Genomic DNA, 24,287 nt, shown 5'->3' with positions numbered 1-24,287 from the left:
CCAGCCAAAACGTATCCGCAGTTCAGTATAGGGAGTGTCCAGGCGGATGACTGCCATTTGTATAGGCAACCTTTCTGATCATGGGTTGTTCTATGGTAGATTTATTGATAATCAATCTCAGTAACGCTCGTGGGGCTTGTCAAATGACCCAAGACCGTCGCCAGGAAGGAACCCTCATCCATGTATCCCAGCAGCCCACGCCTTCGCCGGACCCGCACCTTGGTCGCCGCCCTCCTGGCCGGACTGACCCTGCTGACCAGTCTGACAGGCTGCGGGAGGAGCGAATCGACCCCATCCGCCTCCGGATCCGGACCTCTGCAGGTGGTGGCCAGCATCAATCAGTGGCAGTCTTTGGCCGAGGACCTGGGCGGCGATCAGGCCAAGGTGGACACCATTCTGAGCAACACTTCGACTGATGCCCATGACTATGAGCCGACAACGGCCGACATCGCCCGAATCAGCCGTGCCGATCTGGTCATAGTCAACGGGGCCGGCATCGACGACTGGGCTGCCAAGGCCGCCGAAACCGGGCAGGCCAAGTTGGTGGACGTATCCAAGGCATCGGGGCGCAGGGCTGGCGACAACCCCCATCTCTGGTTCTCCTCCCAGGGCAGGAGCGCGGCTGCCAAGGCCGTGCATGAGGCTTACCGGCAGCTGCGTCCAGGCCGCGAGGCCGACTTTGACAAGGCCTACCGGGACTGGCAGGCTCGACAGACCCGGCTGGACAATCTGATTGCCGATGCGCGCAAGCAGACCCAGGGACGTCACTATGCGGCCACGGAATCGGCTGCCTACTATCTCTGTCATGATCTGGGGATGAAGGACCTGACCCCAGAGGGGTACCTGCGGGCGGCCGCCAACGAGAGCGAACCCTCGCCCGAGGACCTGGTGACCTTCCGCCATCTGCTGACATCCAGGCAGTTGGACATGCTGGTGCTCAACACCCAGGAGGTCAATCGAACCTCCAAGGAGCTGGCCATTGAGGCCCACAGGGCCCATGTGCCGGTCTTCGAGGTCAGCGAGCAACGCCCCAACAAGTACAGGAACCTGGAGGATTGGATCAGCGCCCTGGTCCAACAGGTGCCTGGTGCCAAGGCCTGATGGGTCCGCTGGCTCTTTATGTTCGCTAAGGGGTGTTTTCACGGGGCTTGTCGTCCTTAATGGGAACAATGGCACAGGTATCGGTAAAGGCCCATGGGGCCCAGTCGCCAAAGTCAGGAGTAAGCGGTGAAGGATCGTAAGCGTCAGCCCGGCCGGTGGGCATCCTGGATGCAGAACATGACCGGACGTCTTCGGGTGCGTGGGTGGGTCTACCTGCTCGCCTTCATCCTGATTGACTTCCTGTCGGTAGGAATCCTCCAGTGGGGGGTCTCCCTGAACAGCTCCCGCGTCGAGCTGTCCAACCCGTTGATCGGCTTCTGGGGCTTCATCTCGGCCATGTGGACCCAGCGCCGGTTCGTCCTGGTGCTCAACATGCTGGCTGTGGGTCTGGTCTACCTGGCTCTGGCCTACCTGACCAATCGCTTCTGGGCGGCTTCGGGGCTGATCCTGGCCATCTGTGCGGTCATTGCGATCATCGAGCGCTTCAAGGTACGCGCACGGTATGAGGCCGTCCTGCCCTCCGATCTGGATTTTCTCCATGCCGATGCAGCCAACCTGGTTTCCTTCCTGCCGGCCCGGTCCCTGCTCATGATCGGGCTGGGGATTGTGGCCCTGATCATTCTCGGATTGCTCTGCTGGGTGGTGACACGGATGGATGCCCGTCGCGGCCGTCCTGTGGCCACCGGCAACAAGCCCCTGGGCGCCGGACTGCGTACGGTGGGGGTCCTGGTTCCGGTCCTGGTGGTGGCGCTCTTCATGTCCACTGTGGGCACCTACGGCAGCCCCGCCTATCGCTTCTCGCAGTTCATGGGCGACATACCCTCCATGTGGGACTCGGTCTATGATGCCCAGCGCAACGGGGTCTTTGTGTCCTTCTCCCGGCAGCTGCGGCCCAAGGTCATGGACCAGCCCGCAGGCTACAGCCGTGCCACCATGCAGACTTTGGCCCACCGTTACCAGCTTTCGGCGGACCGCATCAACCGTGACCGCAAGTCCTATATGAATGAGTCGAGCCTGGTCTATATCCTCTCCGAGTCCTTCTCGGACCCCACGCGGGTGCCGGGCGTCGCACTCAACCAGGACCCCATGCCCCATATCAGATCCATCAAGGATGGCACCACCAGCGGGCTCATGCTCTCCTCAGGCTATGGCGGGGGCACGGCCAATCTGGAGTTCCAGGCCATGACCGGCCTGTCCATGGCCAACTTCGATCCCTCGCTGACCTCTCCCTATCAGCAGGTCATCCCTCACCTGAGCTGGATACCCACGGTCAATCAGGCCTGGGGGTCGCCGTCCAAGTCCCTGGCCTTCCACCCCTATGAGTCCTCCATGTACTCCAGGGCCGAGAACTACAAGAAGTTCGGCTTCTCGCACTTCTACTCGCTGACGGGCCCCGACCAGATAGCCCACCAGGACCGTATCGACCGCAGCCAGTATGTGGGGGATCGTTCCGCCTACGATTCCGCCCTGGAGCAGATGGGCGACGACAAGGGCAACCAGTTCGTCGAGGTCATCACCATGCAGAACCACATGCCCTACAACGACTGGTATGACGACAACAACTTCTCGGTCAGCTCCTCTGACCCCAACATGCCCCTGGACGACGATGAGATGCAATCCATCCGCACCTACGCCAAGGGGGTCAGTCTGACCGATCAGGCCACTGCCGATTTCCTGAACAGCCTGGACTCCCAGAGCAAACCGGTCACCGTGGTCTTCTACGGGGATCATCTGCCCGGCATTTATGGCACGGCCGGTTCGGACCAGCGCAACTCCCTGGCCCTGCATCTGACCGACTACTTCATCTGGTCAAACAAGGCCTCGGATGCATCGGGGACACAGGTCAGCAACAGCGCCTATTCCTCGCCCAACTTCTTCCAGGCCCAGGTGGCCGAACACATGGATACCAAGGTCTCTCCCTTCACGGCCTTCCTGACCGAGCTGCACGACAAGATCAGTGCCATCGAACCCCCGGTGGCCAACCAGATCCAGGACTGGAACAGGATCCCTGCAGGGCAGACCAACTATCTGGATGCCCAGGGTCAGCCCATGAACGCCCGTGACTTCGACCAGGCCACCCGGCAGCTCCTGAACGACTACAAGCTGATCCAGTACGACATCATGGCCGGCAAGCACTACCTGCAGGGGACCGGCTTCAACACCACGCCCACCCGCCATTCGGATGCCGCCCGGCAGAAGGCCAAGGAACAAGCCCGCCAGGAGGAGCAAAGCCAGGATAAGGACAGCGAGGACTCGACCAGCTCGGCCAATTAGGCTTCCAGGCCGCGGTGGCCGATGTCGTGCCGATAGAAGAGGCCGGGCATCGACAAGCCGTCCAGCCGGGAATAGACCCGGTGGGCTGCCTGGGCCAGGTCGTCGCCTTGGGCCACCACCAGGGCGGTCCTGCCCGAGGACGATGTCAGACCGGTTGAAGCCGAGCCGGACACTCCGGCGTAGTAGGCTCTGAGGTCCTGCTCTGGAGCAATCAAGGGCACGGGCACCCCGGTCTTGGGGTTGCCGGGATAGCCCTGTGCTGCCAGGACCACTCCAAGGCGGCTGTGGGAGTCGTCCCAGGTGAATTGCGGCTCTCCGCCCTCCATCAGTGTGCGGATGGCCGTGCCCAAGTCGCTGGTCAGTGCAGGCAGCACCACCTCGGTCTCCGGGTCACCCAATCGTGCATTGAATTCGATGACCTGAGGGCCTTGATCGGTGACCATCAACCCCGTGTACAGGACCCCGGTGAAGGGACTGCCTTCCCGGGCCAGGGCACGGACGGTGGGTGCGACGATGGTGTCCAGGGCCTTTTGGGTCAGTTCCGGGCCGAACTGCGGAAGAGGGGAGTAGGCCCCCATGCCGCCGGTGTTGGGACCCTGGTCCCCGTCATAGGCGGGCTTGTGGTCCTGCGACAGCGGCATGGGCCAGAACTGCTCACCCCGGACGAAGCACATGAGCGAACACTCCTGGCCCACCAGCTGATCCTCGATGACCACCTGGGCTCCGGCCTGCCCGAACCTATGATCGATGAAGATGGCATCCAGGGCCTGCATGGCCTGGTCAAGGTCGGTGGCCACCGTCACACCCTTGCCCGCAGCCAGCCCGTCAGCCTTGATGACCACTGGTGCTCCGTGCGAGCGCACATAGGACTTGGCACCGTCCAAGTCATGAAAGACCGAATAATCAGCGGTCGGGATTCCATGCCTGCGCATCAGGTCCTTGGCAAAGCCCTTGGATCCCTCTATGCGGGCCGCAGCCTTGCTGGGTCCAAAGGCGGGGATGCCGGCAGCCTGCAGTTCGTCGACCAATCCAGCCGTCAAAGGAGCCTCGGGCCCGACGAAGACCCAGTCGATTCCCAACTCGCGTATGGCAGCGATCAGTTTTTCGGGTTGTGTGGGATCCTCTCGAAGCAGGCTGATGCCGTCCGGTTCCATGCCCGGGTTGCCCGGGGCGCACCAGACCCGATCCACTCCTGGCCCGGACAGCAGGGTGGTGGCGATAACGTGCTCCCTGGCTCCCGACCCGATGACCAGTACCTTGTCCGCCATGATGGGCTCCTCTCGCTATTGGTGACGACCGGCTTCGTTAAGGATGACCTGCTTGCCGTTTTGAGCACCTGTCACCTGTCCGATCAAGGCGTAGGGCTCCTGCTCCTCATCCAGTGCTGCACGTGCCTGGTCCAGCCGGTCAGGGGAGACGACCAGGACCATCCCAATGCCCATGTTGAAGATGTTGTACATCTCCAGATGGTCGACCTTGCCCATCTCCTCGATCATTGTGAAGATGGGCGGCACCTTCCAGGCATCCAGGTCGAAGCTGGCAGCCAGACCCTCGGGCAGAATCCGGGGCACCTTCTCCACGAAGCCGCCCCCGGTGATGTGCGCCGCACCCCTGAGCAGACCGGAGGCGAAGAGCGGGCGCAGGGCCTTGACGTAGATGCGGGTGGGCGTCAGCAGTTCCTGACCCAGGGTTCGCCCGCCAAGCTGGTATGGCCGATCCTCCAGCTTCATGCCCCCCTGGTCCAGAAGGACCTGGCGAATCAGGGAGAAGCCGTTGGAGTGGACTCCTGAGGAGGGCAGGCCGATCAGCTGGTCGCCTTCTTTGATGGCCGAACCATCCACCAGGGACTCCCGTTCGACCACACCCACGGTGAATCCGGCCAGGTCGTACTCGTCGGGCTGGTACATGTCGGGCATCTCGGCGGTCTCCCCGCCTACCAGGGCGGCCCCGGCCTGGACGCAGCCGTCGGCCACGCCCTTGACCACCTGCTCCAGCAGAGCCGGGTCGTTGTGCCCGCAGGCGATGTAGTCCAAGAAGATCAGCGGCTCGGCCCCCTGGGCGATGATGTCGTTGACGCACATGGCCACGCAGTCCTGGCCGATGGTGTCATGGCGGCCGGCTTCCCGGGCCACCATCAGCTTGGTGCCCACGCCGTCGGTGCCTGAAACCAGGACCGGGTGGCGGTAATTGAGTGCAGACAGGTCGAAGTCGCCGCCGAAGCCGCCGATGTCACCGGCGCCCGGCCTATGGGTTCTAGCCGTGTGGGAGCGGATCCTGTCGATCAGTTCGTAACCTGCCTCCACCGATACCCCAGCCTGCTCATATGCCTTAGGCATGGATGCCCCTTTCTCTGCCCTGTCTGTTCTGCTCTTCGCTGGTGCTCATTGGTTGGCTTCCTGCCTGGACCCTGCAGGCATGTCAAGCCCGTAGGACCCCTTGGAGGCTTCCAGCCGGGCCCGGTCCTCTGGGGTCAGCGAGGCCAGGAAGCCCTGCTCGTAGTCGTCAAGCCTGGTTGGGTAGTCTCCGTTGAAGTAGGCCACGCAGAGCCCCTGGTAGGGTGCATCACGACCCAGGCCGATGGATTCCACCAGACCGTCCAGGCTCAGGTAGGCCAGGGAATCGGCTTCGATGGCTTCCCTGATCTGCTCCACGGACTTCTTGGCGGCAATCAGTTCGGATGTCCGTTGGATGTCGATGCCGTAGTAGCAGGGGTAGCGCAGGGGCGGGGAGGCGATGCGCATGTGCACCTCGCTCGCCCCGGCCTCCCGCAGCAGGCGGACGATTCTGCGCGAGGTGGTGCCTCGGACGATGGAATCGTCGATGACCACCACCCGTTTGCCGGCTACGACGCCACGCACTGCGGCCAGTTTCATCCTGACGCCCTGCTCGCGCATGGCCTGGCTGGGCTGGATGAAGGTGCGTGCCACATACTGGTTCTTGATCAGCCCCATTTCGTTGGGCAGTCCGGCCGCCTCGGCATAGCCTGAGGCTGCCGACAGGGAGGAGTTGGGCACGCCGATGACCATGTCGGCGTCCACCGGGGCCTCGCGGGCCAGCCTGGCGCCCATCCTCTTGCGGGCCGAGTGGACGTTGACCCCGTAAATATTGGAGTCCGGCCTGGCGAAGTAGATGAACTCCATGGAGCAGATGGACAGGCAGGTCTGATCGGTATAGCGTTCGATGCTGTAGCCCGAGTCATCCACACGGACGATTTCGCCGGGACCGATGTCCCGCACCAGCGTGGCGCCGACCAGGTCCAAGGCGCAGGTCTCCGAAGCCAGGACGTATGCGCCACCTGGCAGCCGACCCAGCGAGAGGGGACGGAAGCCGTTGGGGTCCATGGCTCCGATCATGGCGTCCTCGGTCATGAGCAGGTAGGCGAAACCGCCGTGGACCTGGCGTAGGGCCTGTTTGAGCGCCGCCATGAAGTCCTTCTCGGGGGTGCGGCGGATCAGGTGCATGAGCACCTCGGTGTCGGAGTTGGAGTGGAAAATGGCTCCCTGATCCTCCAGCTGCGCCTTGAGGCTGTTGCAGTTGGTCAGGTTGCCGTTGTGTGCCAGGGCTATGTCCCCGTCATGGAAGCGGAAGACGAAGGGCTGGATGTTCTCGATGGATCCTGAACCGGTCGTGGCGTAGCGCACATGGCCGATGGCCCGGTCCCCGGTCAGCGGTGTCAGGCTGGACTCGTCCGGGAAGACCTGAGTGAGCAGACCCAGACCGCGCCTTCCGATCAGCTGCCCTTGGTCGTTGGAAACGATGCCGGCACCTTCCTGGCCGCGGTGCTGCAGGGCGTGCAGGCCGAAGTAGGTCAGCCGGGCGGCGTCGGGATGTCCCCAGACCCCGAAGATCCCACACTCCTCGTGGATGCCTTCAAGCTCCAACGACATGGTCTATGTCCTTTCCCCTAGGCGGCAAAGTAATCCACTCCAGACTGGAAGAGCGGCTGCATGCGGTTTCCGGGCACGTTGAGATACAGGTCGGGACCACTGCGTTCCGTGTGGCCCATCTTGCCCAGCACCCGGCCGTCCGGGCTGGTGATGGCCTCGACGGCCATGTCGGATCCATTGGGGTTGACCAGCGGATCCATGGAGGGACGACCCTGCTCATCTACATACTGGGCAGCCACCTGGCCTCGGTCGATCAGGGTACGCAGGAGGCCAGGCTGCGCCACGAACCGCCCTTCGCCATGGCTGATGGGCATGGTGTGTATGTCACCCACCCGGCAGGCGCTAAGCCAAGGGGAGCGGGTGGAGCTAATCCGGGTATGGACCAGACGGCTCTGGTGGCGACCGATGGTATTGACGGCCAGGGTGGGATCCTCGGGCGAGCCGGTGACGATTTTGCCATAGGGAACCAGACCCAGCTTAATCAACGCCTGGAAGCCGTTGCAGATGCCCAGAACCAGCCCGTCCCGGTCCTGCAAAAGCTCCTGAAGGGCATCGGCAACCTGGCTCGAACGCAGGAAGGAAGCCACCAGTTTGGCCGAACCGTCGGGTTCATCGCCGCCGGAGAAGCCTCCGGGCAGCATCAGTATCTGGCTGTTGCGGATGGCCTGGGCCAGGCGGCGGGAGCTCTCGGTCACGTCCTCGGCATTCAGGTTGCGGATGACCACGGTATCCACTTGGGCTCCAGCGTCCCGGAAGGCCCGTGCGGAGTCGAATTCGCAATTGGTGCCGGGGAAGACGGGCATGACCACCCTGGGTCGGGCGGTCTTGAAAGTTCCCTTGGCCCTGCGCACTGCAGGCCTGCCGGGCTCACGGTCGGTGCGCCCGATGGTCGGCACCGGGTCGCCTTGGCCTCGGTACGGGAAGATGGATTCCAGACCTTCGGCACGGATTTCCTCGAGCTCGGCCAGGTCCAGATCTTCGCCGCCGCAGCGAAGGTGATAGCCCTCGCGAGTGTGCCCTAGCAGGCGCAAATGCAGGCCGGAATCCTGAATGAACAGGGACTCCGGACCCGAGGCCTCCAGGATGAAGCTTCCATAGGCGGGGCGGAAGAGCGCCGATACAGCAGTGTCTGACGCCAGATCCAGCCCGATTCTGTTACCCAGGCACATCTCCATCAGGGACTGGGCGATGCATCCGTAGCCCGGAGTGGCTGCAGCATCCACCAGGCCCTGGCTGATCAGCGCCTCCACCTGGTCCATGACGGTCCGTAGGCTCTCCGCATCGGGCAGCAATCCGTCCTCCCGGTATTCGGGGGTCAAGAGGTAGACCTGGCGGTCGGCGGCCTTGAATTCTGGGGAGACTGCATCCTTGGCCTGTCCCAGGGCCACAGCAAAGCTGATCAGGGTGGGCGGCACATCCAGGTCCTCGAAGCTGCCGGACATGGAGTCCTTGCCGCCTATGGCGCCCACGGAAAGATCCAGCTGGGCCTGGAGGGCTCCTAGGACGCCGGCCACAGGCAGGCCCCAGCGCCGGGGGTCATCACCGGGCTTGGGGTAGTACTCCTGCAGGCTCAGGTGGGCCCGGGAACGGCTGAAGCCAGAGGCCACCAGCTTGGCCAGGCTCTCGACCACGGCCAGGTAGGCACCTGTGTAAGGGTCCTGGCTGCTGATCCAGGGGTTGAATCCCCAGGCCATGGCCGAAGCGGTGGTGGTGTGCCCATCCACCGGCAGCTTGGCCACCATGGCCTGGGCCGGAGTCAGCTGTCGGGCTCCGCCGAAGGGCATGAGGACGGTGCCTGCGCCGATGGTGGAGTCGAACTGTTCGGCCAGACCCTGCTGGGAGCAGACGTTGATGTCCGTAAGCAGGGCCCTCATGCGCGCATCCAGACTGCCTTGGACCTCAAAGGGGGCATGGTAGGGAGCGGGAACGGCCACCTGGGCATCGGCCTTATGAGGTGCGCCATTGGAGGCCAGGAATGATCGGGGGATGTCCACAATGGTCTCAGACCGCCAGGTCATCCGCAGTCGGGGTTCTGCCGTCACTTCGGCGATGACGGTGGCCTCAAGGTCCTCCTGCCGGGCGTACTCGATGAAGGTGGGCGCGTCTTCGGCAGCCAGGGCCACGGCCATGCGTTCCTGGCTCTCGGAAATGGCGATTTCGGTCCCGTCCAGCCCCTGGTATTTGAGTGGCACCTGGTCCAGGTCCACGTTCAGCCCGTCCGCCAGCTCGCCCACGGCCACGGCAACGCCGCCGGCTCCGAAGTCGTTGCAGCGCTCAATCAGCCTGGCTGCCTCCGGGCGGCGGAAGAGGCGCTGAAGCTTGCGTTCCTCAGGTGCGTCTCCCTTCTGCACCTCGGCCCCGCAACGTTCCAGACTCTGCTCGTCCTGGGACTTGGAGGCTCCGGTGGCGCCGCCGATTCCATCGCGGCCGGTCCTCCCGCCCACCAGGACGATCAGATCGCCGGGTGCAGGTCGACGGCGGATCACATGGTCGGCCGGGGTGGCGGCCACCACAGCGCCCACCTCCATCCGCTTGGCCGCATAGCCGGGGTGGTAGATCTCCCGAACCTGCCCGGTGGCCAGCCCTATCTGGTTGCCATAGGAGGAGTAGCCATCGGCCGCCTGACGGACGATCCGGCTCTGAGGCAGCTTGCCAGGCAGGGTCTGATCCAGGGGCTGACGGGGATCTGCTGCCCCGCTGACCCTCATGGCCTGGTAGACGTAGCCCCTTCCGGACAGTGGATCGCGGATGGCTCCGCCGATGCAGGTGGCGGCGCCGCCGAAGGGTTCGATCTCGGTGGGATGGTTATGCGTTTCATTTTTGAAGAGGAAGAGCCAGTCCTGCTCCTGGCCGCCCACGTCGACCTTGGTTCGGATAGTGCAGGCGTTGACCTCCTCGGACTGGTCCATGTCGTTGAGGATGCCGCGCTTCTGCAGGTACTTGGCTCCGATGGTGGCCATGTCCATCAGGCATTCCGGGCGGTCCTGGCGGCCCAACTCCGCGCGAATGGCCCGGTAATGCTCCAGCGTGGCGCGAGCCCGGGGGTCGTCCGCCTTGATCCGCTCCAGCCTGGTGTTGAAGGTGGTGTGCCGGCAGTGGTCGGACCAGTAGGTATCGATCACCTTGAGCTCGGTCAGCGTGGGGTCGCGCTTCTCCTGACGGTAGTGGTCCCGGCAGAAGCGGACATCGGGCAGATCCATGGCCAGGTCCAGCTTGTCGATCAGTGCTTCCAGTCCAGGATCATCCAGATCGCAGAACCCGTTTAATACCGGCACTGGATCCGGATCGTCATCAGGCATGGCCAGGGTCTTGGGCAGCTCCAGCCCTACCACTCGGGAGTCGACCGGGTTGACCAGGTAATTGCGGATGGCCTCGATCTGCTCGGCATTCAGGTCGCCCTGGAGCAGATAGACGGTGGCCGTGGCCACCAAGGGGCGGGCGCCCTGACCGATCAGCTGGACGCACTGGGCTGCGGAGTCGGCTCGCTGATCGAACTGACCGGGCAGAGGGGCCACGGCGAAGAGCATGGGAGAGTCCAGCGGTGGCGTATCCTCATCGCCCTTCATGCGCAGGGCCTGCTCCAGCTGGGTGGCCACCAGGTCGGTCTGGGGCTGGGCGAAGACCGTGGGCAGGCAACGTTTGAAGAGGTCTTCGTCGATTCCTTCCAGATCGTAGCGGTTGATCATGCGCAGGCCGGTCAGCCCTTGCACGCCCGGCAGGGTGCGGAGCTGTTCGGAAAGCCTTTCGGCGGCCTGGTCGAAGCCCTGCTTTTTCTCGGTATAGACACGGAAGAGCACAATGGATCCTTTCGCGATGGACTGGTTGGGGACCAATGAAAAACCCGGAGGCGATATGCTCGCTTCCGGGTCCACCGATTCAGCTGTTCGATTGGCTTTCGCGCTCCTCCAATTCGGTCAGCCCATCCAGAATGGTTTGATAAGCCGGAATGATGCTGCCCAGATCCCTGCGGAAGATGTCCTTGTCCAGGTGGGTGACATGGCCGTCATTATTGTTGCCAATCGCCCAGAGCCGACAGGTGTCGGGGGTGATTTCGTCGCCGAGAAGGATGATGCCCGATCCGGTCTTGCCCATTTCGATCTTGAAATCCACCAGCTCCACGTTGATGGCGCGGAAGATGCCGGTCAGTGCCCCGTTGATCTCCCGGGTCTTGGCGGCGATGATATCCAGATCCTGCTCGGTGGCCAGTCCCAGGGCCAGAATGTCATCCCGGTTGATAAACGGATCATCCAGGGGGTCGGACTTGTAGAAGAATTCCAGCACCGGCTGCTTCAGGGCGGTGCCCTCCGCAACCCCGTACCGTTGGGCGAAGGAGCCTGCAGCCCGGTTGCGCATGACGATCTCCAGGGGGAACATGTCCAGCCGACGGTTGAGCTGTTCGGTATCCGAGATGCTGCGTACGAAGTGGCTGGGGATGCCCCGGCGGGCCAGCAGGGAGAATATCACCGTGGTGATCCTGTTGTTCAGTCTGGCCTTGCCTTCGATATTGGCCTTCTTGGCCCCGTTCCCCGCGGTGGCCTGGTCTGTGTACTCGACCCAGAGTATGTCCGGGTCATCCGTCTCGTACAGTTTCTTGGCCTTGCCTTGATAGCGCATTCCCAACTTTTCCACTGTTCGCCTTCCTCGAGTTTGTTGCGAATTGGAAACTTCTGCACTGCTTGGGACACGACCACCATAGCAAGCCCGGGTTACATCCCCGTTCCCACCCGGGGTTTCAGATCGCGGACCACGGCTTCGGCACGTTCGGTGGCAGTCTGCAGGTCAGGGCCCAGAGCCAGGGCCACGCCCATGCGGCGCAGGCCATGCACTTCGGGCTTGGAGAAGATGCGCAGATCAGTGCCTGGGTGGTCCAGGGCCTGCGGCAAGCCTTGGAAGCTGACCGGTCCCTGGCCCCTGACCAGGATCGGCCGGCTGACCGCGCATGTGCCTTCCGGCAGATTCAGGGCAAGATCCTCCTGGTGGACGGGAATGCCAAGGATGGCCCGGGCATGAAGGTCGAACTCGCTCAGCCGCTGGGAGATCATGGTCACCATGCCGGTGTCATGCGGGCGGGGGGCCACCTCGTTGAAGAGGAGCGACCCGTCGCGCAGGACGAAGATCTCCACTCCATAGATTCCCCAACCGGTCTCGCCACTCTGGCGGGCCAGGGAGGTCATGGCACCGACCAACCGGGTGGCCATGCTCCGGGCCTGCTGCAGGATGTCTGGATTCAGATCCGCCGGTTGCCAGGAGAGCCGGTAGTCCCCGTCCTCCTGCCGCTGGCCGATGGGCGTGCAGGTGGCCACGCCGGCCGAGGAGGCCACAGTCAGCACGGTCAGCTCATGGGCCAGGGGGGCCAGAGCCTCCACGATGACCTCGGCCTTGCCCTGGTGCCTGGTGGCTGCCCGGCCCTGGGTCAATGCCGAATTCCAGGCTTGTGACAAGCTCTCTTTGCTCCGCACCAGGGTTTGTCCGTGACCGGAGGAGCTCATCAGGGGTTTGACCATGCATGGGTAGCCCACCTGGTCCGCCGCACTGGCCAGCTCTTCGGGTGAGTCGGCGAATCGGTAGGGGGTGGTGGGCAGGCCCACCTGCTCGTGGGCGAAGACGCGCAGGGCCCTGCGGTCCATGCACATGGCCGCCAGTGGGGCGGCAGGCACCACCTGGATGCCCCGGGCTGCGGCATCGACCAGGCGGTCTGTGGCGATGGCCTCCACTTCAGGCACGATCAAATCAGGCTGGACCTTGTCGATCAGGTCCTCCAGGGCCTGCGGATCACTCATCTTCACCTGGTAGCCGGCATGGGCCACCTGGGTGGCCGGTGCGCCAGGGTAGGAGTCCGCCGCACCTACCCATGCACCCAACCGCATCAGGCTGATGGCAATCTCGCGGCCGAGTTCGCCGGCTCCCAACAGAAGGACCCGTGTAGGTCTTGGCCCCAGAGGAGAGCCGAACGGTCGCTCCCCGGGATTGATGGTGTTGATAATCCGCTGCTGACCGGATGCGCTCATACCCACATTCTGCCACCGACCCGTAGACCAAGCAGGCCAAGTATCGATACATGCCTATAAACGACATCTATAGAGGCCTTCTTGTCCACTGGCCGCCGGGACGATTACCATGTCATGCAGTCGACCAGGGAAGGCGGGAACGTGAGCGAGCGGACACCGGCGGTGCGGATGGAGCACCTGACCAAGACCTATCACAGCGACGACGACGAAGACAAGACGGCACTGGCCGACATCGATCTGACCGTCGAGACCGGGGATATTTTTGGCATCATCGGACTGAGTGGGGCGGGCAAGTCCACTCTGGTCCGCTGCATCAACGGGCTGGAGGATTACGACTCGGGCAGCGTCAAGGTTCGCGGCCGTGAGGTCAAGGATCTGTCACCGGCTGAGTTGAGGGACTTGAGGCGTCGTACCGGCATGATCTTCCAGCACTTCAACCTGATGCCCTCCAGGACGGTGGCCGACAATGTGGGTCTTCCCCTGCGGGGGAGCGGACGCGACCGTGCCTCTCGACGGGCCCGGGTGTCGGAGCTTCTGGAACTGGTAGGGCTGACCGAGCTGGCCGACCACTATCCCGCTGAGCTCTCCGGCGGCCAGCAGCAGCGCGTGGCCATCGCCCGGGCCCTGGCCAACGAGCCGGATATCCTGCTCAGTGATGAGGCCACCAGCGCACTGGATCCGACCACCACACGCTCCATTCTTCAGCTGCTGCGTGACCTGCACGACCAGCTGGGCATCACCGTGGTCATGATCACCCATGAGATGTCGGTCATCCGGCAGATCTGCAACCGGGTGGCGGTCATCGACCAGGGTGTCATCGTGGAGCAGGGCAGGGTCTTCGACCTCTTTGCAGATCCCAAGGCCCAGCTGACCAAATCCTTCGTGGCCACAACCTCCAACCTGGACAAGGTCAAGGATCTGATGGCCGCCGATTCGCCCCTGGTGGCCCTGGAGCCCGGGCAGATCCTCATGCGCATGTCCTATGTCTCCAAGGAGGTCTCCGAGGCCCTGGTCTCCACCATCAGCCGTCGCTACAATCTGGACGTCAACATCATCTTCGGCGACATCGATGTGGTGGAGGGGGCGCCCCTGGGTGGACTGGTGGTCAGGATGGGCGGCGACGCTGAAAATATCCGCCAGGCCATGGAATACCTGCGCTCGCGCAACATCGGAATCGAGGTTCTCAAGTCATGACGTCCCTGCTTACCACCTGGTTCCCCAACGTCATGAGCCGGCTGCCGGAGTTCTTCAGCAGTATGGTTCAGACCCTGGTCATGGTCGGCGTCTCCGGGGTGATCTCCTTCCTGCTGGCTCTGGTCATCGGGGTGGGACTGATCATCAGCCGACGCGACGGCATCCGTCGCAACGGCCTGGTCTTCACCGTCCTGGACAAGCTGATCGACCTCTTCCGCTCCATCCCCTTCATCATTCTGGCGGCGGCCCTGGTGCCGGTGACCAGGTTGCTCATGGGCACGGCCATCGGGCCCAAGGGGGCAATCTTCCCGCTGGTCGTGGGCATTACCCCCTTCTTCTCCCGACAGATCGAATCGGCCCTTGCCGGTCTGGACCCTGGGTACGTCGAGGCGGCGGAGTCCATGGGTATGACCACCTGGCAGATCATCTGGCATGTCTACCTGCGTGAGGGCATCCCCTCCATCATCCGGGTGACCACCATCACCATCGTCAGCCTGGTGGGCGAGACCGCCACCGTGGGCATAGTGGGCGGCGGCGGGCTGGGTGACTTCGCCATCCGTCTGGGCTACCAGCGGTCCATGAATGACGTGACCATCGCCACCATCATTGTGCTGGTCATCTTCATCGCCCTGATCGAACTGTTCGGCCGGCTTCTGGCCGAGGTCGTCGAACACTGAACAACCCGGGAAAGGTCAGATTATCGTGGTCGGTCGTAGTCACGTCGGCAAAAAGAACAGAGCCAAGATCCAGCTGGCGGCGCTCAGCCTGGTCATCGTCCTCCTGCTGGCGCTGGTGGTTGGCACCGATGTCCGTCTGAACCAGGTGGGTGCCGATGTCAAGGTCGTCAAGGTCGGGGTCATCGGCAGCTCGGACGATCAGATCTGGAAGGCCGTCCAGGCGGAGCTGGATCGGCGGGGCGAACGCATCAGGATCGAGCTCAAGCCCTTCCAGGATGCCATCTACGTCAACCAGGCCACGTCCAACCGCGAGGTGGACTTCAACGCCGCACAGCATTACGCATACTTGGGGGACGACGTGAAGACCAACCACTACCAGCTGGCCGTGCTTGGTAATACCTACATCTCGCCCATGAACCTCTATTCGCAGCGCTATGCCAAGCCCTCACAGTTCCAGGACGGCGACCGGGTGGCCATCCCCAACAACGCCACCAACATGGGCCGGGCCCTGAAGGTCCTTGCCGATGCCAAGCTGATCGGGCTGCGCGACCCCAAGGCCACCAACCCGTTGCCCGAGGATGTGGTGGACAATCCCAAGCATCTGCGCATCGAGCAGGTGGATCCGGCCGGCATCCTCAACCTGCTGCCCGACTATGCGGGAGGGGTCACCAATGCCAACTTCGTGGTCGATGCGGGTCGCAGCGTGCACGATGCCATCCACGAGGTGCCCTACGACCTGCAGAACCCGGCCAACAAGCCCTATATCAACATCATCGTCACCACCAAGGATCAGCGGGACAACCCCACCTACGCCGCAGTCGTGCGCGCCTATCATTCCAAGCCCGTGGCCGACACCATCGTTCGTGTCTACAAGGGCGCCTGTCTGCCGGCCTTCAAGGTTTCCTGATGCGATAGTTCAACAAATGAAGGAGGACGGATATGAGCACCAGAAGAACCAGGGCCAAGCGAGAGCTGGCGGCTGTCTCGGTCGTCATCCTGGTGGTCGCCGTCCTGATGGGTCTGGCCTATATTAAGGTCAACCAGCCCGAGCGCGGCCAGCGGGAGATCAGCATCGGCCTGGTGGGCGATGCCGATGAGGAGATCTGGAAGGCCGTTCAGCATGAACTGGACCAGCGCCGGGCCGGCATAAAAATCAAGCTCCGATCCTTCCAATACGGGCGTTACGCCAATCAGGCGCTGTCCAACGGGGAAATCGATCTGAACGCCTTCCAGCACTATGCCTTTTTGGAGCAGGAGTCCAAACAGCACGGGTACCGGTTCGCAGCGATCGGAGACACCTACATCTCACCCCTCAACCTGTACTCCAAGAAGTATCGCAGCGTTGACCAGATAGGCTATGGCGAGCGGCTGGCCATTCCCAGCGATCCCATCGACCTGGGCCGGTCCCTGAAGGTGCTTGCCAGCGCCGGACTGATCGGGTTGCGCGACCCTAAGGCCACCACGCCGGTTTCCGAGGACATCGTCGACAATCCGCGCGGGCTGGTTCTGGACCAGGTCGATCCACCGGGAATCGTCAAGGTCCTGCCCGACTATGCGGCCGGCATCACCAACACCAATTTCATCCTGGATGCCGGCATGAAGATCCAGGATGCCATCTACCAGGTGCCCGGCGATCTCAAATCGCCAGCCAATCACCCCTATGTCAACATCATCGTGGCCAGGCAGGCCGACAAAAACGACCCCGCATACAAGGCTCTGGTCTCCGCCTACCACAGCCGATATGTGGCTGACGCCATCAACCGCTACTACCGTGGGGCAGCCGTCCCGGCCTTCTCCTACTAATATTGGGTGCAATTAGTGGGTGCAATCGGGTCGTCGCCCTGTCTTGGTCCGGCCCAAGGCTGCTAATGATGAACAGCGAAGGGAACGTTGATGAGGGATCATGATCGCCTGACGCTGGCCCTGGTCCTGGACTCCTTCGGCAACAGGGGTAATGGGACTTCAAACTCCGCCATCCAATACGCCCAGGGTCTGGAGGCGCTGGGGCACAGGGTCCGTCTGGTGGGGGTGGGCTCGACAGACTATCCGGCACGGGTGCATCGAATCCCTCTGGTCTCCCGTGTGGCGGCCAGGCAGCAGATGAGCTTCGCTCGTCCCGATCCGGAACTCTTCCGACGGGCCTTTGCCGGTGTGGACCTGGTCCATATCTACGAACCCTTCGCCTTCGGGCGCGCCGCCTTGGCCCAGGCCAGGTCCATGGGTATACCGGTGACCGCAGGGTTTCACATCCAGCCTGAGAACATCACTTATTCCGCAGGTCCATTGCGCTGGTGGCCCGGGGTGGACGCGGCTATCTACCGGCTCTTTCGGTTCTGGCTTTACGATCATGTCGGGCACATCCACGTCCCCACCCAGCTGACGGCCGACCTGCTGCGCTCGCATGGGTACAAGGCCCACCTGCATGTCATATCCAACGGGTACCAGCCCAGATTCAATCCCGGTGACCGATATGAGCTGGACCGACACGAGCAGCAGCGATCCGGCCGGCTGATCCAGGTCGTGGCCTCTGGCAGGCTGGCCCGGGAAAAAGATCATCTGACTCTGATCCGTGCCCTGGCCTTGTGCAGGAACAAATACAGAATCCGCTTGACCATAGCAGGCACAGGCCCCATGGAGTGCCGGCTGAAGGCGGAGGCATCCCGGCAGTTGGACGGCATGCCGTTCTCGATTGGATTCCACCAGAACGCGACCATGCCCGATCTGCTCAGGCGGGCCGATCTGCTGGTCCACCCATCAATAGCGGATCTGGAATCGGTCAGCGTCCTGGAGGGGATGGCCTGCGGCGCAGTCCCGATCATCGCCCGATCCGAGCTGAGTGCCGCCGGCCATTTCGCCCTGACACAGCACTCGCTCTTCCCGGTCGGTAAGGCTCGGTTCCTGGCTGAGCAAATCGACTGGTGGATTGACCATCCCGATGCCCTTGCAGTCTGGTCCAGTCGCTATGCCGAACATACCAAGGAACATTACTCACTGGATGCCTCCGTCAAGGCCTTTGCCCATATGGCCGTGCAGGCCGTCAGCGATCAGGAGCCGGGCCGGGTATAGGCCTGACCTGGCTTAGATCTCCTGCTTGGATATGATCAGAGCCGATCCGAAGATGGCCACCAGGACCACGCCTGCGGATACTCCGGCATAGATCCAGGCCTGATCAGCCTTCAGAGTGTTAAGGATGATCTGTTCGCCGAACCCGACGAAGTCGAGGTATTTCAGCCATTGCCATTTCGCAGTGAACTCCATGAGACCGATCAGTATGGGCCATATCACGATCACCACCGCTGGAATGACCAGGGATTTGGTAATGATCAAGAGGACGATGCCTAGGCTGATGATGACGGAGATGCAGAAGCTGGCCAATAGGGTCATGACGGCCACATCCTTGCATAGGATGCCCCAGCCTACACCAGGCTTCCTTCCTAGGGCCAGTCCGGTCAGCAGAATAGCGACGAAGTAGCACAGGGTCAAAAGGATGATGTCAGTCAGGATGGTCACATACTTGCCCAGGATGAACTGTATGCGCGAGATGCCCGATGTCAGCGTGTTCTTCAGAGTGTGCTGGCTGTATTCCGCACCAATGACAATGACGAAGACCGCGATGTAAAAGTAGATTAGAGACGAGGCGGAGGCGACACCTGCTTGCAGGCCTGTCCTAATGGTCCAGCTTTGCCCTTCGATTTCCGACAGTTTATGAGCGTATTCTTCGCCTCCGGTGGTGATTCCTATGGTCGTCTTGCTCCATGTGGTCACTATGCCGAGTGCCACAGTGGCAATCAGCAGAATCAGCATGCCGATGGATCGCCGCTGCCTGTAAAAGTCGGCCCTGATCTGGTTAATCATTGTTGTCTCCTAAGCTCTTGAGGGTCCTTGTTCAGCAGATCCGCGAAATATTCCTCCAGCGATCCCTTCTGCTGGCCGATCTGATTGACCAAGATGCCTTCCTGAACCAGAAGACTGTTGATGGGTCCCGGTTCCAGATTCCCTTGCTTGATCAGAATCTGATGGTCGTCAAGGACTTGGAAGGGGCCGATTCCCTTGCGATCCAGGAGCATAGCGGCCTTGGAGCTCTGGTCCACGTCGATCAACAGTCCATTCTGATTGATCCGATCCAGTTCATCCTTGTCTACCTCCTTGATCAGGCGACCGTGGCTGATAAATCCGAACCGGGAGGAGACCAGGTAGAGTTCGCTCAGAATGTGACTGGAGATGAGAATGGTCGTCTGGCGCTCCTTGTTGAGCTTGTCCAGGAGTGTTCTGAATTCCATGATTCCTGCCGGGTCCAGGCCGTTGATGGGCTCGTCCAGAATCAGGAAATCAGGCCGGGTGAGGATGGCCATGGCCAACCCCAGGCGCTGACGCTGGCCCAGAGAGAGGTGACCGGCCCGAGTCTTGGCCTTTTCGCTCAGGCCGACGAAGTCGATGGTCTGATCGATGGCCTTGTCGTCGGCCAGCCCGTGCTGGATGGCTGTCAGCTTCACGTTCTGGCTGACGGTCAGTTTTTTGAAGGCGGCTGGTGCCTCAATGACCGAGCCTATTCTGCTCAGTATCCGGCTGTCCTTGCCGATTGTGTGCCCCATCAGCCTTATGGTTCCCTTCTGTATGGGGGACAGTCCGGTGATCAGACGCATCAGGGTGGTTTTGCCAGCGCCGTTCTCGCCGATCAGCCCGTAGATCTCGCCCTTGTTTATGGAGAGGCTGAGATCGTCCAGTGCCTGGAAGCGGCCGAACCGTTTGCTGACATGGTTAATATCCAGAATGGTATCGTCCATGGAATTCCTTTCCCTGTGTCGCTGCCTTAAAATCTAAAGTGCCTTTCTTAAGTGCTTGGCTAAGAAATCATTAAGAATTTCATAAATCCGATTGGGCGAGATCGGCATCGTTAGGCGGCTTCAGTAACATGAGAGTGACCTGCGAAAGGAAGACAGTATGCCGACGATTCTGGTCGTGGAGGATCAGGAGGACATCCAGTCCTTGCTCAAGGATGTGTTGGGAGGGACCTACCGAATCATCCAAGCGACGACTGGCGCCCAGGCCTTGGCCCGCTTCCAGCAGGAGGAACCCGACCTGATTCTTCTGGATCTGATGCTCCCCGTAGTCACCGGGGACAGCGTTCTCAAGTCCATTCGGCATATGTCGTCAGTGCCAGTCATCATCCTCACGGCCGTCCAGGACAAGACCAGGACCGTCAGCCTCCTGGAGCAGGGCGCCAATGATTATGTGACCAAGCCTTTCGACATTGACGAGCTCCGCGCTCGTGTCCAGGTTCAGCTGCGCCAATCCGGGGCACTGAAAGCCGATGCGGATGCAGCAGGTGAATCCGACGCCAAGATTTGTTTTCAGGGGATCGAGCTGGACCGGATGGAGCACACGGTCAGCGTTGATGGGCATCAGGTCGATCTGGCCCGGAAGGAATTCGCCATTCTTGAGCTTCTGATGGACCACCCGCATCGGGTCTTCGAGAAGGAGGACCTTTATCGGCAGGTTTGGAACCAGCCATACATCAATGCCGAGAATACACTCAATGTGCATCTGAGCACCTTGCGGACCAGTTTGAACAGATACACCGGCAGTCAGCGCTACATCGTGTCGGTCTGGGGCATCGGCGTTCGTCTGGTTTGAATTCACACGGAGGGAAGAACGGGGAATAAGGGGTCGTCGGAGGTGAATCCGTGAAGGTGGTTGCACTTGTTCTGGGTCTTGTCGTCCTCGCCTTAGCGATTGGCCTGATAATGCTGACTGCCGACCTCAAACGGATCAGTGATGATCTGGACTTCATCAACCATGCCGACACTAATGCCTTGGTAACCACTGGGTCCAATATGGGGCTAATCCGCACTCTGGCGGATAGGATCAATGCCGTTCTAAACAAGACCAGACGGCTGCAGATCACCCAGGCTGAGCAGAACAAGCAAGTCCGGCAGATGCTGACCAACCTAACCCATGACATCAAGACCCCGCTGACCGTGGCCAGAGGATACGCCCAGCTGCTCAAGGAAGGATCGGCTGATCAGGAGCAATTGGGCAAGATCCTCAACAACCTGCAGTCGGTGGATCACTATCTGCATTACCTGATGGATTTCAATCTGATACAGGAAAAGAGCGTGAGCCTGGATCTGACCAGGGTGAACCTATCGGCATTGGTTCAGCAGGAGCTCTTCAATGCCTTCGATTCTCTTACCGCGCGGTCCGTCACGGTGGAGCCCAGAATTCAAACTGGTGTGGAAATTACCACGGACCGGACCATGATGAGTCGGATAATCCAAAACCTGATCGGCAATTGGCTCAAGTACGCTGACGAATCAGCCTGGGTTGAACTGAACAAGGGTGAAGATGGACGAATTCATTTGGACTTCGGCAACAAAACCAAGGGTGGGGCCGTCGATGTGGACAGGCTCATGGAACGGTTCCAGACAGATGACCAATCACGGACCAAGATCAGAAGCACAGGTCTGGGTCTCAGTATTGTCGATTCCCTGGTGGATTCGCTCGGCGGCTCCATGAACCTGGAATCGGCGGGCAACGGAATTTTCTTGGTCCACTTGCTGCTGAGCGATATCCTGCAATCGAGTGAGCTGTCACTCATTCGGGTTTAAGACCCCTTGGAGATGTGCTGTGACCTGTCACGTCCGCTATGACAAGATCGTGACAGGCCACAGAGTGTGCGTAGGTGGTAAAATGGGGTCAGTACATAAGTCTAAGATTTCTTGAATCTGATTGTGCTTGAATCCGACTGGCAGATAAGCCGTTTCTCCGCCTACGCACAAGGGAAAATCAAGCCTTGGTGTGGGGGACTATGACGGCCCTGGCTGAGAGCTTGTTGTCGACCAGCTTGTGGTAGGCATCCAGAGCATTGTCCAGCGAGTAGGTTTCAATCTCGGTCTGGATCTGGCCGTGGCGATACATGTTGGCCACATCGTAGAGCTCAGGAATGGAGCCCCAGTACACGCCCAGCAGCTCCTGCTCCCAGGGCTTGGAATACCAGTCGTATTCCGCCTTGCCGCCGGCGATGCCGACCACGGTCACCCGGGATCCCGGGCCGCCCGAAGCCTGTGCGGCAGCGATGGTCGGGGCCACACCCACGAAATCGAAGGCAGCATCCACGCCCTCGCCATGGGTGATCTTCCTGATGTTCTCCACCTGGTGCTCGTCGCTCATAACAGGAATGGCACCCTTGGCCTCAGCCTTGGCCAGAGCCTCCGGCTTGGTGTCGGTGGCGATCACGGTGGCGCCGGTCAGAGCGTGCAGAATCTGAATGGCGATCTGGCCCAGCCCGCCCAGGCCAATGACCAGAGCGTACTTTCCGCCGCCGTTCAGGTGGGGCATGGCAGCCCGGATGGCGTGGTAGGGAGTCAGAGCCGCATCAGCCAGGGGTGCTGCGCCGATTGGATCCGCATCGCCCAGCGGCACCAGATTGCGGGCAGGGACAGTCATGTACTCAGCCATGCCGCCGTCGCGCCCCAAACCCAGGGCCAGTGACTTATTGGTCGCGGCGCTGGAGCAGTAGTTCTCCTGGCCGGCCACGCAGTGAGGGCAGTGACCGCATCCGGTGGGCCCGTAGACGATGTACGCATCACCCTTCTTGAAGCCCGTGACATCGGGTCCTACCTCTTCCACCCAGCCAGTGGTCTCATGCCCCAGAATGAATGGCGGCTTGGTGTGGCTCCCGGTTTCTGGGGTGTAGTCCTGGAAGACGGAGACGTCGGAATGGCAGCAACCTGCTCCGGCCACCTTGAGCAGAACTTCGCCGCTCCCAGGGGTCGGCTCCGGCACTTCCTTGAGGGTGGGGAAGGTATTGAATTGTTCGAAAACAACGGCTTTCATAAGCTTCCTTTCATCGTTGAAACATTTCGACCCCCTATGCTCAGGGCGGGGGTGTGTGCATCAGCATTGTTGCAATAAAGATCTTACTGAACGAGAGCTTTGCACTCACCCGAACGAGTGTGATATGTCCAACAATGTGGGATTGGTCGTGTTTGCAGGGCGGATGAAAAGTTCACGTACACATGCGAATACCCCTCCCTAAGGAAGACCAGCAGGGGAGGGGTAGCAGGATGACCGTGGTTTGTCTTGGTTGAGCTCGGAGGGCCTTTACAGCAAATTGATCAGGGCTTGGGTGTCCTCAACAGTCGTAGCCCATGAGGTGGCCAGTCGGATCACGGTGTGGGTGGCATCGCTGCGTTCCCAGAAGTCGAAGGCGACCTGCTTCGATAGCTCTTCCATGCGCTCATTGTCCAAGCGGACGAAGGTCTGATTGGTGGGGGAGTCCATGACAATCTGATACCCCTTCTCCCGCAGGGCCTTTTTGATCATCGCTGCTGTCTGGATGGCGTTGCGGCTGATTCGTAAGTAGAGGTCGTCGGTAAAGAGGGCGTCGAACTGCACTCCCAGGAGTCTTCCCTTGGCCAGAAGGGCACCTCTTCTTTTGATCATGGTGCTGAAATGCTCGGGAGCGTTCCCCTTGGGGAAGACCACCGCTTCTCCACAGAGTGCGCCGACCTTGGTCCCGCCGATGTAGAAGACGTCGCAGAGACGGGCTATGTCCGTCAGATCGACGTCGGTTCCGGGGGCCACCAGCCCGTACCCAAGCCTGGCCCCGTCCAGGTAGAGCGGAATCTTGTGTTCCCGACAGATCTGCGAGAGGTCTTCCAACTCCTGGCGGGTGTAGAGGGTTCCATACTCGGTGGGATGGGAGATGTAGACCATGCCTGGGAAGACCATCTGCTCATGGTTTTCGTCGGCGTAGAAGCCTTCCAGGAAAGCCTTAAGGTCCTCGGCGCGAATCTTGCCCTGTTCGCCGGGGATGGTCAGGACCTTATGACCAACGGCTTCAATGGCGCCGGCCTCGTGGACGTTGACATGGCCCGTGTCCGCGGCGACCACTCCCTGGTAGGACTTCAGCAGGCAGGAGGTGACGACCTGGTTGGTCTGGGTCCCACCTGCCAGGAAATAGACCTGCGCTTGCGGGCAGCCACAGGCTTGGGTGATCTTCCGAGCGGCGGAGGAGCAGTACCGATCCTTGCCATAGCCGGGAAGGTGCTCCATGTTGGTGTCGATCAGCCGCTGCAGGACTTCGGGGTGGGCGCCCTCGGAATAGTCGTTGACGAATGACAGCATGTGGGTCCTTCCTGTTC

At 61.4% G+C, this 24,287-nt stretch carries 19 protein-coding genes; 9 read left to right on the top strand and 10 right to left on the bottom strand.

The genetic code is table 11. The features are described from left to right. Nucleotides 1–180: 180 nt before the first annotated feature. Nucleotides 181–1,101, top strand: a complete 921-nt coding sequence (locus H3V04_RS04485) for a metal ABC transporter solute-binding protein, Zn/Mn family (protein ID WP_198187348.1) — start codon at nt 181–183, stop codon at nt 1,099–1,101. Nucleotides 1,102–1,227: 126 nt separating this feature from the next. Then, nucleotides 1,228–3,375, top strand: a complete 2,148-nt coding sequence (locus tag H3V04_RS04480; protein ID WP_198187347.1) for an alkaline phosphatase family protein — start codon at nt 1,228–1,230, stop codon at nt 3,373–3,375. Here H3V04_RS04480 and purD read toward each other — a convergent pair. The 6 genes from purD to purT all read right to left on the bottom strand — a co-directional run bounded on the left by purD (nt 3,372) and on the right by purT (nt 13,270). Next, nucleotides 3,372–4,643 (bottom strand): phosphoribosylamine--glycine ligase, encoded by a 1,272-nt coding sequence (gene purD / locus H3V04_RS04475; protein ID WP_198187346.1) that lies wholly within the window; start codon nt 4,641–4,643, stop codon nt 3,372–3,374. The genes H3V04_RS04480 and purD overlap by 4 nt on opposite strands. 15 nt (nt 4,644–4,658) lie before the next feature. Then, on the bottom strand, nt 4,659–5,711 hold the full coding sequence (gene purM / locus H3V04_RS04470; RefSeq protein ID WP_198187345.1) for a phosphoribosylformylglycinamidine cyclo-ligase: 1,053 nt from the start codon (nt 5,709–5,711) through the stop codon (nt 4,659–4,661). 45 nt (nt 5,712–5,756) lie between these two features. Further along, on the bottom strand, nt 5,757–7,262 hold the full coding sequence (gene purF, locus H3V04_RS04465; protein WP_198187344.1) for an amidophosphoribosyltransferase: 1,506 nt from the start codon (nt 7,260–7,262) through the stop codon (nt 5,757–5,759). A 17-nt stretch (nt 7,263–7,279) separates the two neighbouring features. Next, a complete protein-coding gene (locus H3V04_RS04460) occupies nt 7,280–11,059 on the bottom strand; it encodes a phosphoribosylformylglycinamidine synthase (RefSeq protein ID WP_198187519.1) in 3,780 nt (1,259 codons plus the stop codon). 79 nt (nt 11,060–11,138) lie between these two features. Further along, nucleotides 11,139–11,891 carry a phosphoribosylaminoimidazolesuccinocarboxamide synthase gene (gene purC, locus H3V04_RS04455; RefSeq protein WP_198187343.1) on the bottom strand — a complete coding sequence of 251 codons (753 nt, stop codon included), beginning with the start codon at nt 11,889–11,891 and terminating at the stop codon, nt 11,139–11,141. A gap of 77 nt (nt 11,892–11,968) precedes the next feature. Further along, entirely contained in the window at nt 11,969–13,270 is a 1,302-nt protein-coding gene (purT, locus tag H3V04_RS04450) for a formate-dependent phosphoribosylglycinamide formyltransferase (RefSeq protein WP_198187342.1), read from the bottom strand. Nucleotides 13,271–13,411: 141 nt separating this feature from the next. Here purT and H3V04_RS04445 point away from each other — a divergent pair, with 141 nt between their 5' ends. The 5 genes from H3V04_RS04445 to H3V04_RS04425 all read left to right on the top strand — a co-directional run bounded on the left by H3V04_RS04445 (nt 13,412) and on the right by H3V04_RS04425 (nt 18,207). After that, nucleotides 13,412–14,464: an ATP-binding cassette domain-containing protein gene (locus H3V04_RS04445; protein WP_198187341.1), complete on the top strand. Its 1,053-nt coding sequence runs from the start codon at nt 13,412–13,414 to the stop codon at nt 14,462–14,464. Next, nucleotides 14,461–15,141 carry a methionine ABC transporter permease gene (locus H3V04_RS04440; RefSeq protein WP_154312583.1) on the top strand — a complete coding sequence of 227 codons (681 nt, stop codon included), beginning with the start codon at nt 14,461–14,463 and terminating at the stop codon, nt 15,139–15,141. The genes H3V04_RS04445 and H3V04_RS04440 overlap by 4 nt, the downstream gene beginning before the upstream one ends. 25 nt (nt 15,142–15,166) lie before the next feature. After that, complete coding sequence (locus H3V04_RS04435) at nt 15,167–16,048, top strand: MetQ/NlpA family ABC transporter substrate-binding protein (protein ID WP_198187340.1); 882 nt, start codon at nt 15,167–15,169, stop codon at nt 16,046–16,048. 32 nt (nt 16,049–16,080) lie between these two features. Beyond that, entirely contained in the window at nt 16,081–16,944 is an 864-nt protein-coding gene (locus H3V04_RS04430) for a MetQ/NlpA family ABC transporter substrate-binding protein (protein WP_198187339.1), read from the top strand. A gap of 90 nt (nt 16,945–17,034) precedes the next feature. Continuing rightward, nucleotides 17,035–18,207: a glycosyltransferase gene (locus H3V04_RS04425; RefSeq protein ID WP_198187338.1), complete on the top strand. Its 1,173-nt coding sequence runs from the start codon at nt 17,035–17,037 to the stop codon at nt 18,205–18,207. A 12-nt stretch (nt 18,208–18,219) separates the two neighbouring features. On the opposite strand, the gene H3V04_RS04420 is transcribed toward H3V04_RS04425, so the two are convergent. After that, complete coding sequence (locus H3V04_RS04420) at nt 18,220–18,996, bottom strand: ABC transporter permease (RefSeq protein ID WP_198187337.1); 777 nt, start codon at nt 18,994–18,996, stop codon at nt 18,220–18,222. Continuing rightward, nucleotides 18,993–19,925 (bottom strand): ABC transporter ATP-binding protein, encoded by a 933-nt coding sequence (locus tag H3V04_RS04415; RefSeq protein ID WP_198187336.1) that lies wholly within the window; start codon nt 19,923–19,925, stop codon nt 18,993–18,995. Before H3V04_RS04415 ends, H3V04_RS04420 begins: the two co-directional genes overlap by 4 nt. Nucleotides 19,926–20,082: 157 nt before the next feature. Here H3V04_RS04415 and H3V04_RS04410 point away from each other — a divergent pair, with 157 nt between their 5' ends. Then, nucleotides 20,083–20,775 (top strand): response regulator transcription factor, encoded by a 693-nt coding sequence (locus H3V04_RS04410; RefSeq protein WP_198187335.1) that lies wholly within the window; start codon nt 20,083–20,085, stop codon nt 20,773–20,775. 110 nt (nt 20,776–20,885) lie between these two features. Beyond that, the gene (locus H3V04_RS04405; protein ID WP_232342456.1) at nt 20,886–21,749 is read left to right on the top strand and encodes a HAMP domain-containing sensor histidine kinase; all 864 of its coding nucleotides are present in this window, start codon (nt 20,886–20,888) and stop codon (nt 21,747–21,749) included. Between the two features lie 178 nt (nt 21,750–21,927). On the opposite strand, the gene H3V04_RS04400 is transcribed toward H3V04_RS04405, so the two are convergent. Both H3V04_RS04400 and H3V04_RS04395 read right to left on the bottom strand, forming a co-directional pair. Next, nucleotides 21,928–22,977: an NAD(P)-dependent alcohol dehydrogenase gene (locus H3V04_RS04400; RefSeq protein WP_101432632.1), complete on the bottom strand. Its 1,050-nt coding sequence runs from the start codon at nt 22,975–22,977 to the stop codon at nt 21,928–21,930. Nucleotides 22,978–23,244: 267 nt separating this feature from the next. Continuing rightward, nucleotides 23,245–24,270, bottom strand: a complete 1,026-nt coding sequence (locus H3V04_RS04395) for a low specificity L-threonine aldolase (protein WP_198187333.1) — start codon at nt 24,268–24,270, stop codon at nt 23,245–23,247. Nucleotides 24,271–24,287: the final 17 nt, after the last annotated feature.

It is taken from the genome of Bifidobacterium sp. M0353 (assembly GCF_016100645.1).
Classification (GTDB): domain Bacteria; phylum Actinomycetota; class Actinomycetes; order Actinomycetales; family Bifidobacteriaceae; genus Bombiscardovia; species Bombiscardovia choladohabitans.
The sequence above is the reverse complement of the archived record's forward strand: the minus strand, read 5'-3'. Positions and strand labels throughout refer to the sequence as shown.

What these genes read in the sequence shown, in the direction of transcription:
- H3V04_RS04405 (WP_232342456.1), top strand. Translation starts at nt 20,886, where the DNA reads ATGCTGACTGCCGACCTCAAACGGATCAGTGATGATCTGGACTTCATC.
- H3V04_RS04425 (WP_198187338.1), top strand. Translation starts at nt 17,035, where the DNA reads ATGAGGGATCATGATCGCCTGACGCTGGCCCTGGTCCTGGACTCCTTC.
- purF (WP_198187344.1), bottom strand. Translation starts at nt 7,262, where the DNA reads ATGTCGTTGGAGCTTGAAGGCATCCACGAGGAGTGTGGGATCTTCGGG.
- H3V04_RS04420 (WP_198187337.1), bottom strand. Translation starts at nt 18,996, where the DNA reads ATGATTAACCAGATCAGGGCCGACTTTTACAGGCAGCGGCGATCCATC.
- purM (WP_198187345.1), bottom strand. Translation starts at nt 5,711, where the DNA reads ATGCCTAAGGCATATGAGCAGGCTGGGGTATCGGTGGAGGCAGGTTAC.
- H3V04_RS04415 (WP_198187336.1), bottom strand. Translation starts at nt 19,925, where the DNA reads ATGGACGATACCATTCTGGATATTAACCATGTCAGCAAACGGTTCGGC.
- purT (WP_198187342.1), bottom strand. Translation starts at nt 13,270, where the DNA reads ATGAGCGCATCCGGTCAGCAGCGGATTATCAACACCATCAATCCCGGG.
- H3V04_RS04485 (WP_198187348.1), top strand. Translation starts at nt 181, where the DNA reads ATGTATCCCAGCAGCCCACGCCTTCGCCGGACCCGCACCTTGGTCGCC.
- H3V04_RS04400 (WP_101432632.1), bottom strand. Translation starts at nt 22,977, where the DNA reads ATGAAAGCCGTTGTTTTCGAACAATTCAATACCTTCCCCACCCTCAAG.
- H3V04_RS04440 (WP_154312583.1), top strand. Translation starts at nt 14,461, where the DNA reads ATGACGTCCCTGCTTACCACCTGGTTCCCCAACGTCATGAGCCGGCTG.
- purD (WP_198187346.1), bottom strand. Translation starts at nt 4,643, where the DNA reads ATGGCGGACAAGGTACTGGTCATCGGGTCGGGAGCCAGGGAGCACGTT.
- H3V04_RS04395 (WP_198187333.1), bottom strand. Translation starts at nt 24,270, where the DNA reads ATGCTGTCATTCGTCAACGACTATTCCGAGGGCGCCCACCCCGAAGTC.
- H3V04_RS04410 (WP_198187335.1), top strand. Translation starts at nt 20,083, where the DNA reads ATGCCGACGATTCTGGTCGTGGAGGATCAGGAGGACATCCAGTCCTTG.
- H3V04_RS04430 (WP_198187339.1), top strand. Translation starts at nt 16,081, where the DNA reads ATGAGCACCAGAAGAACCAGGGCCAAGCGAGAGCTGGCGGCTGTCTCG.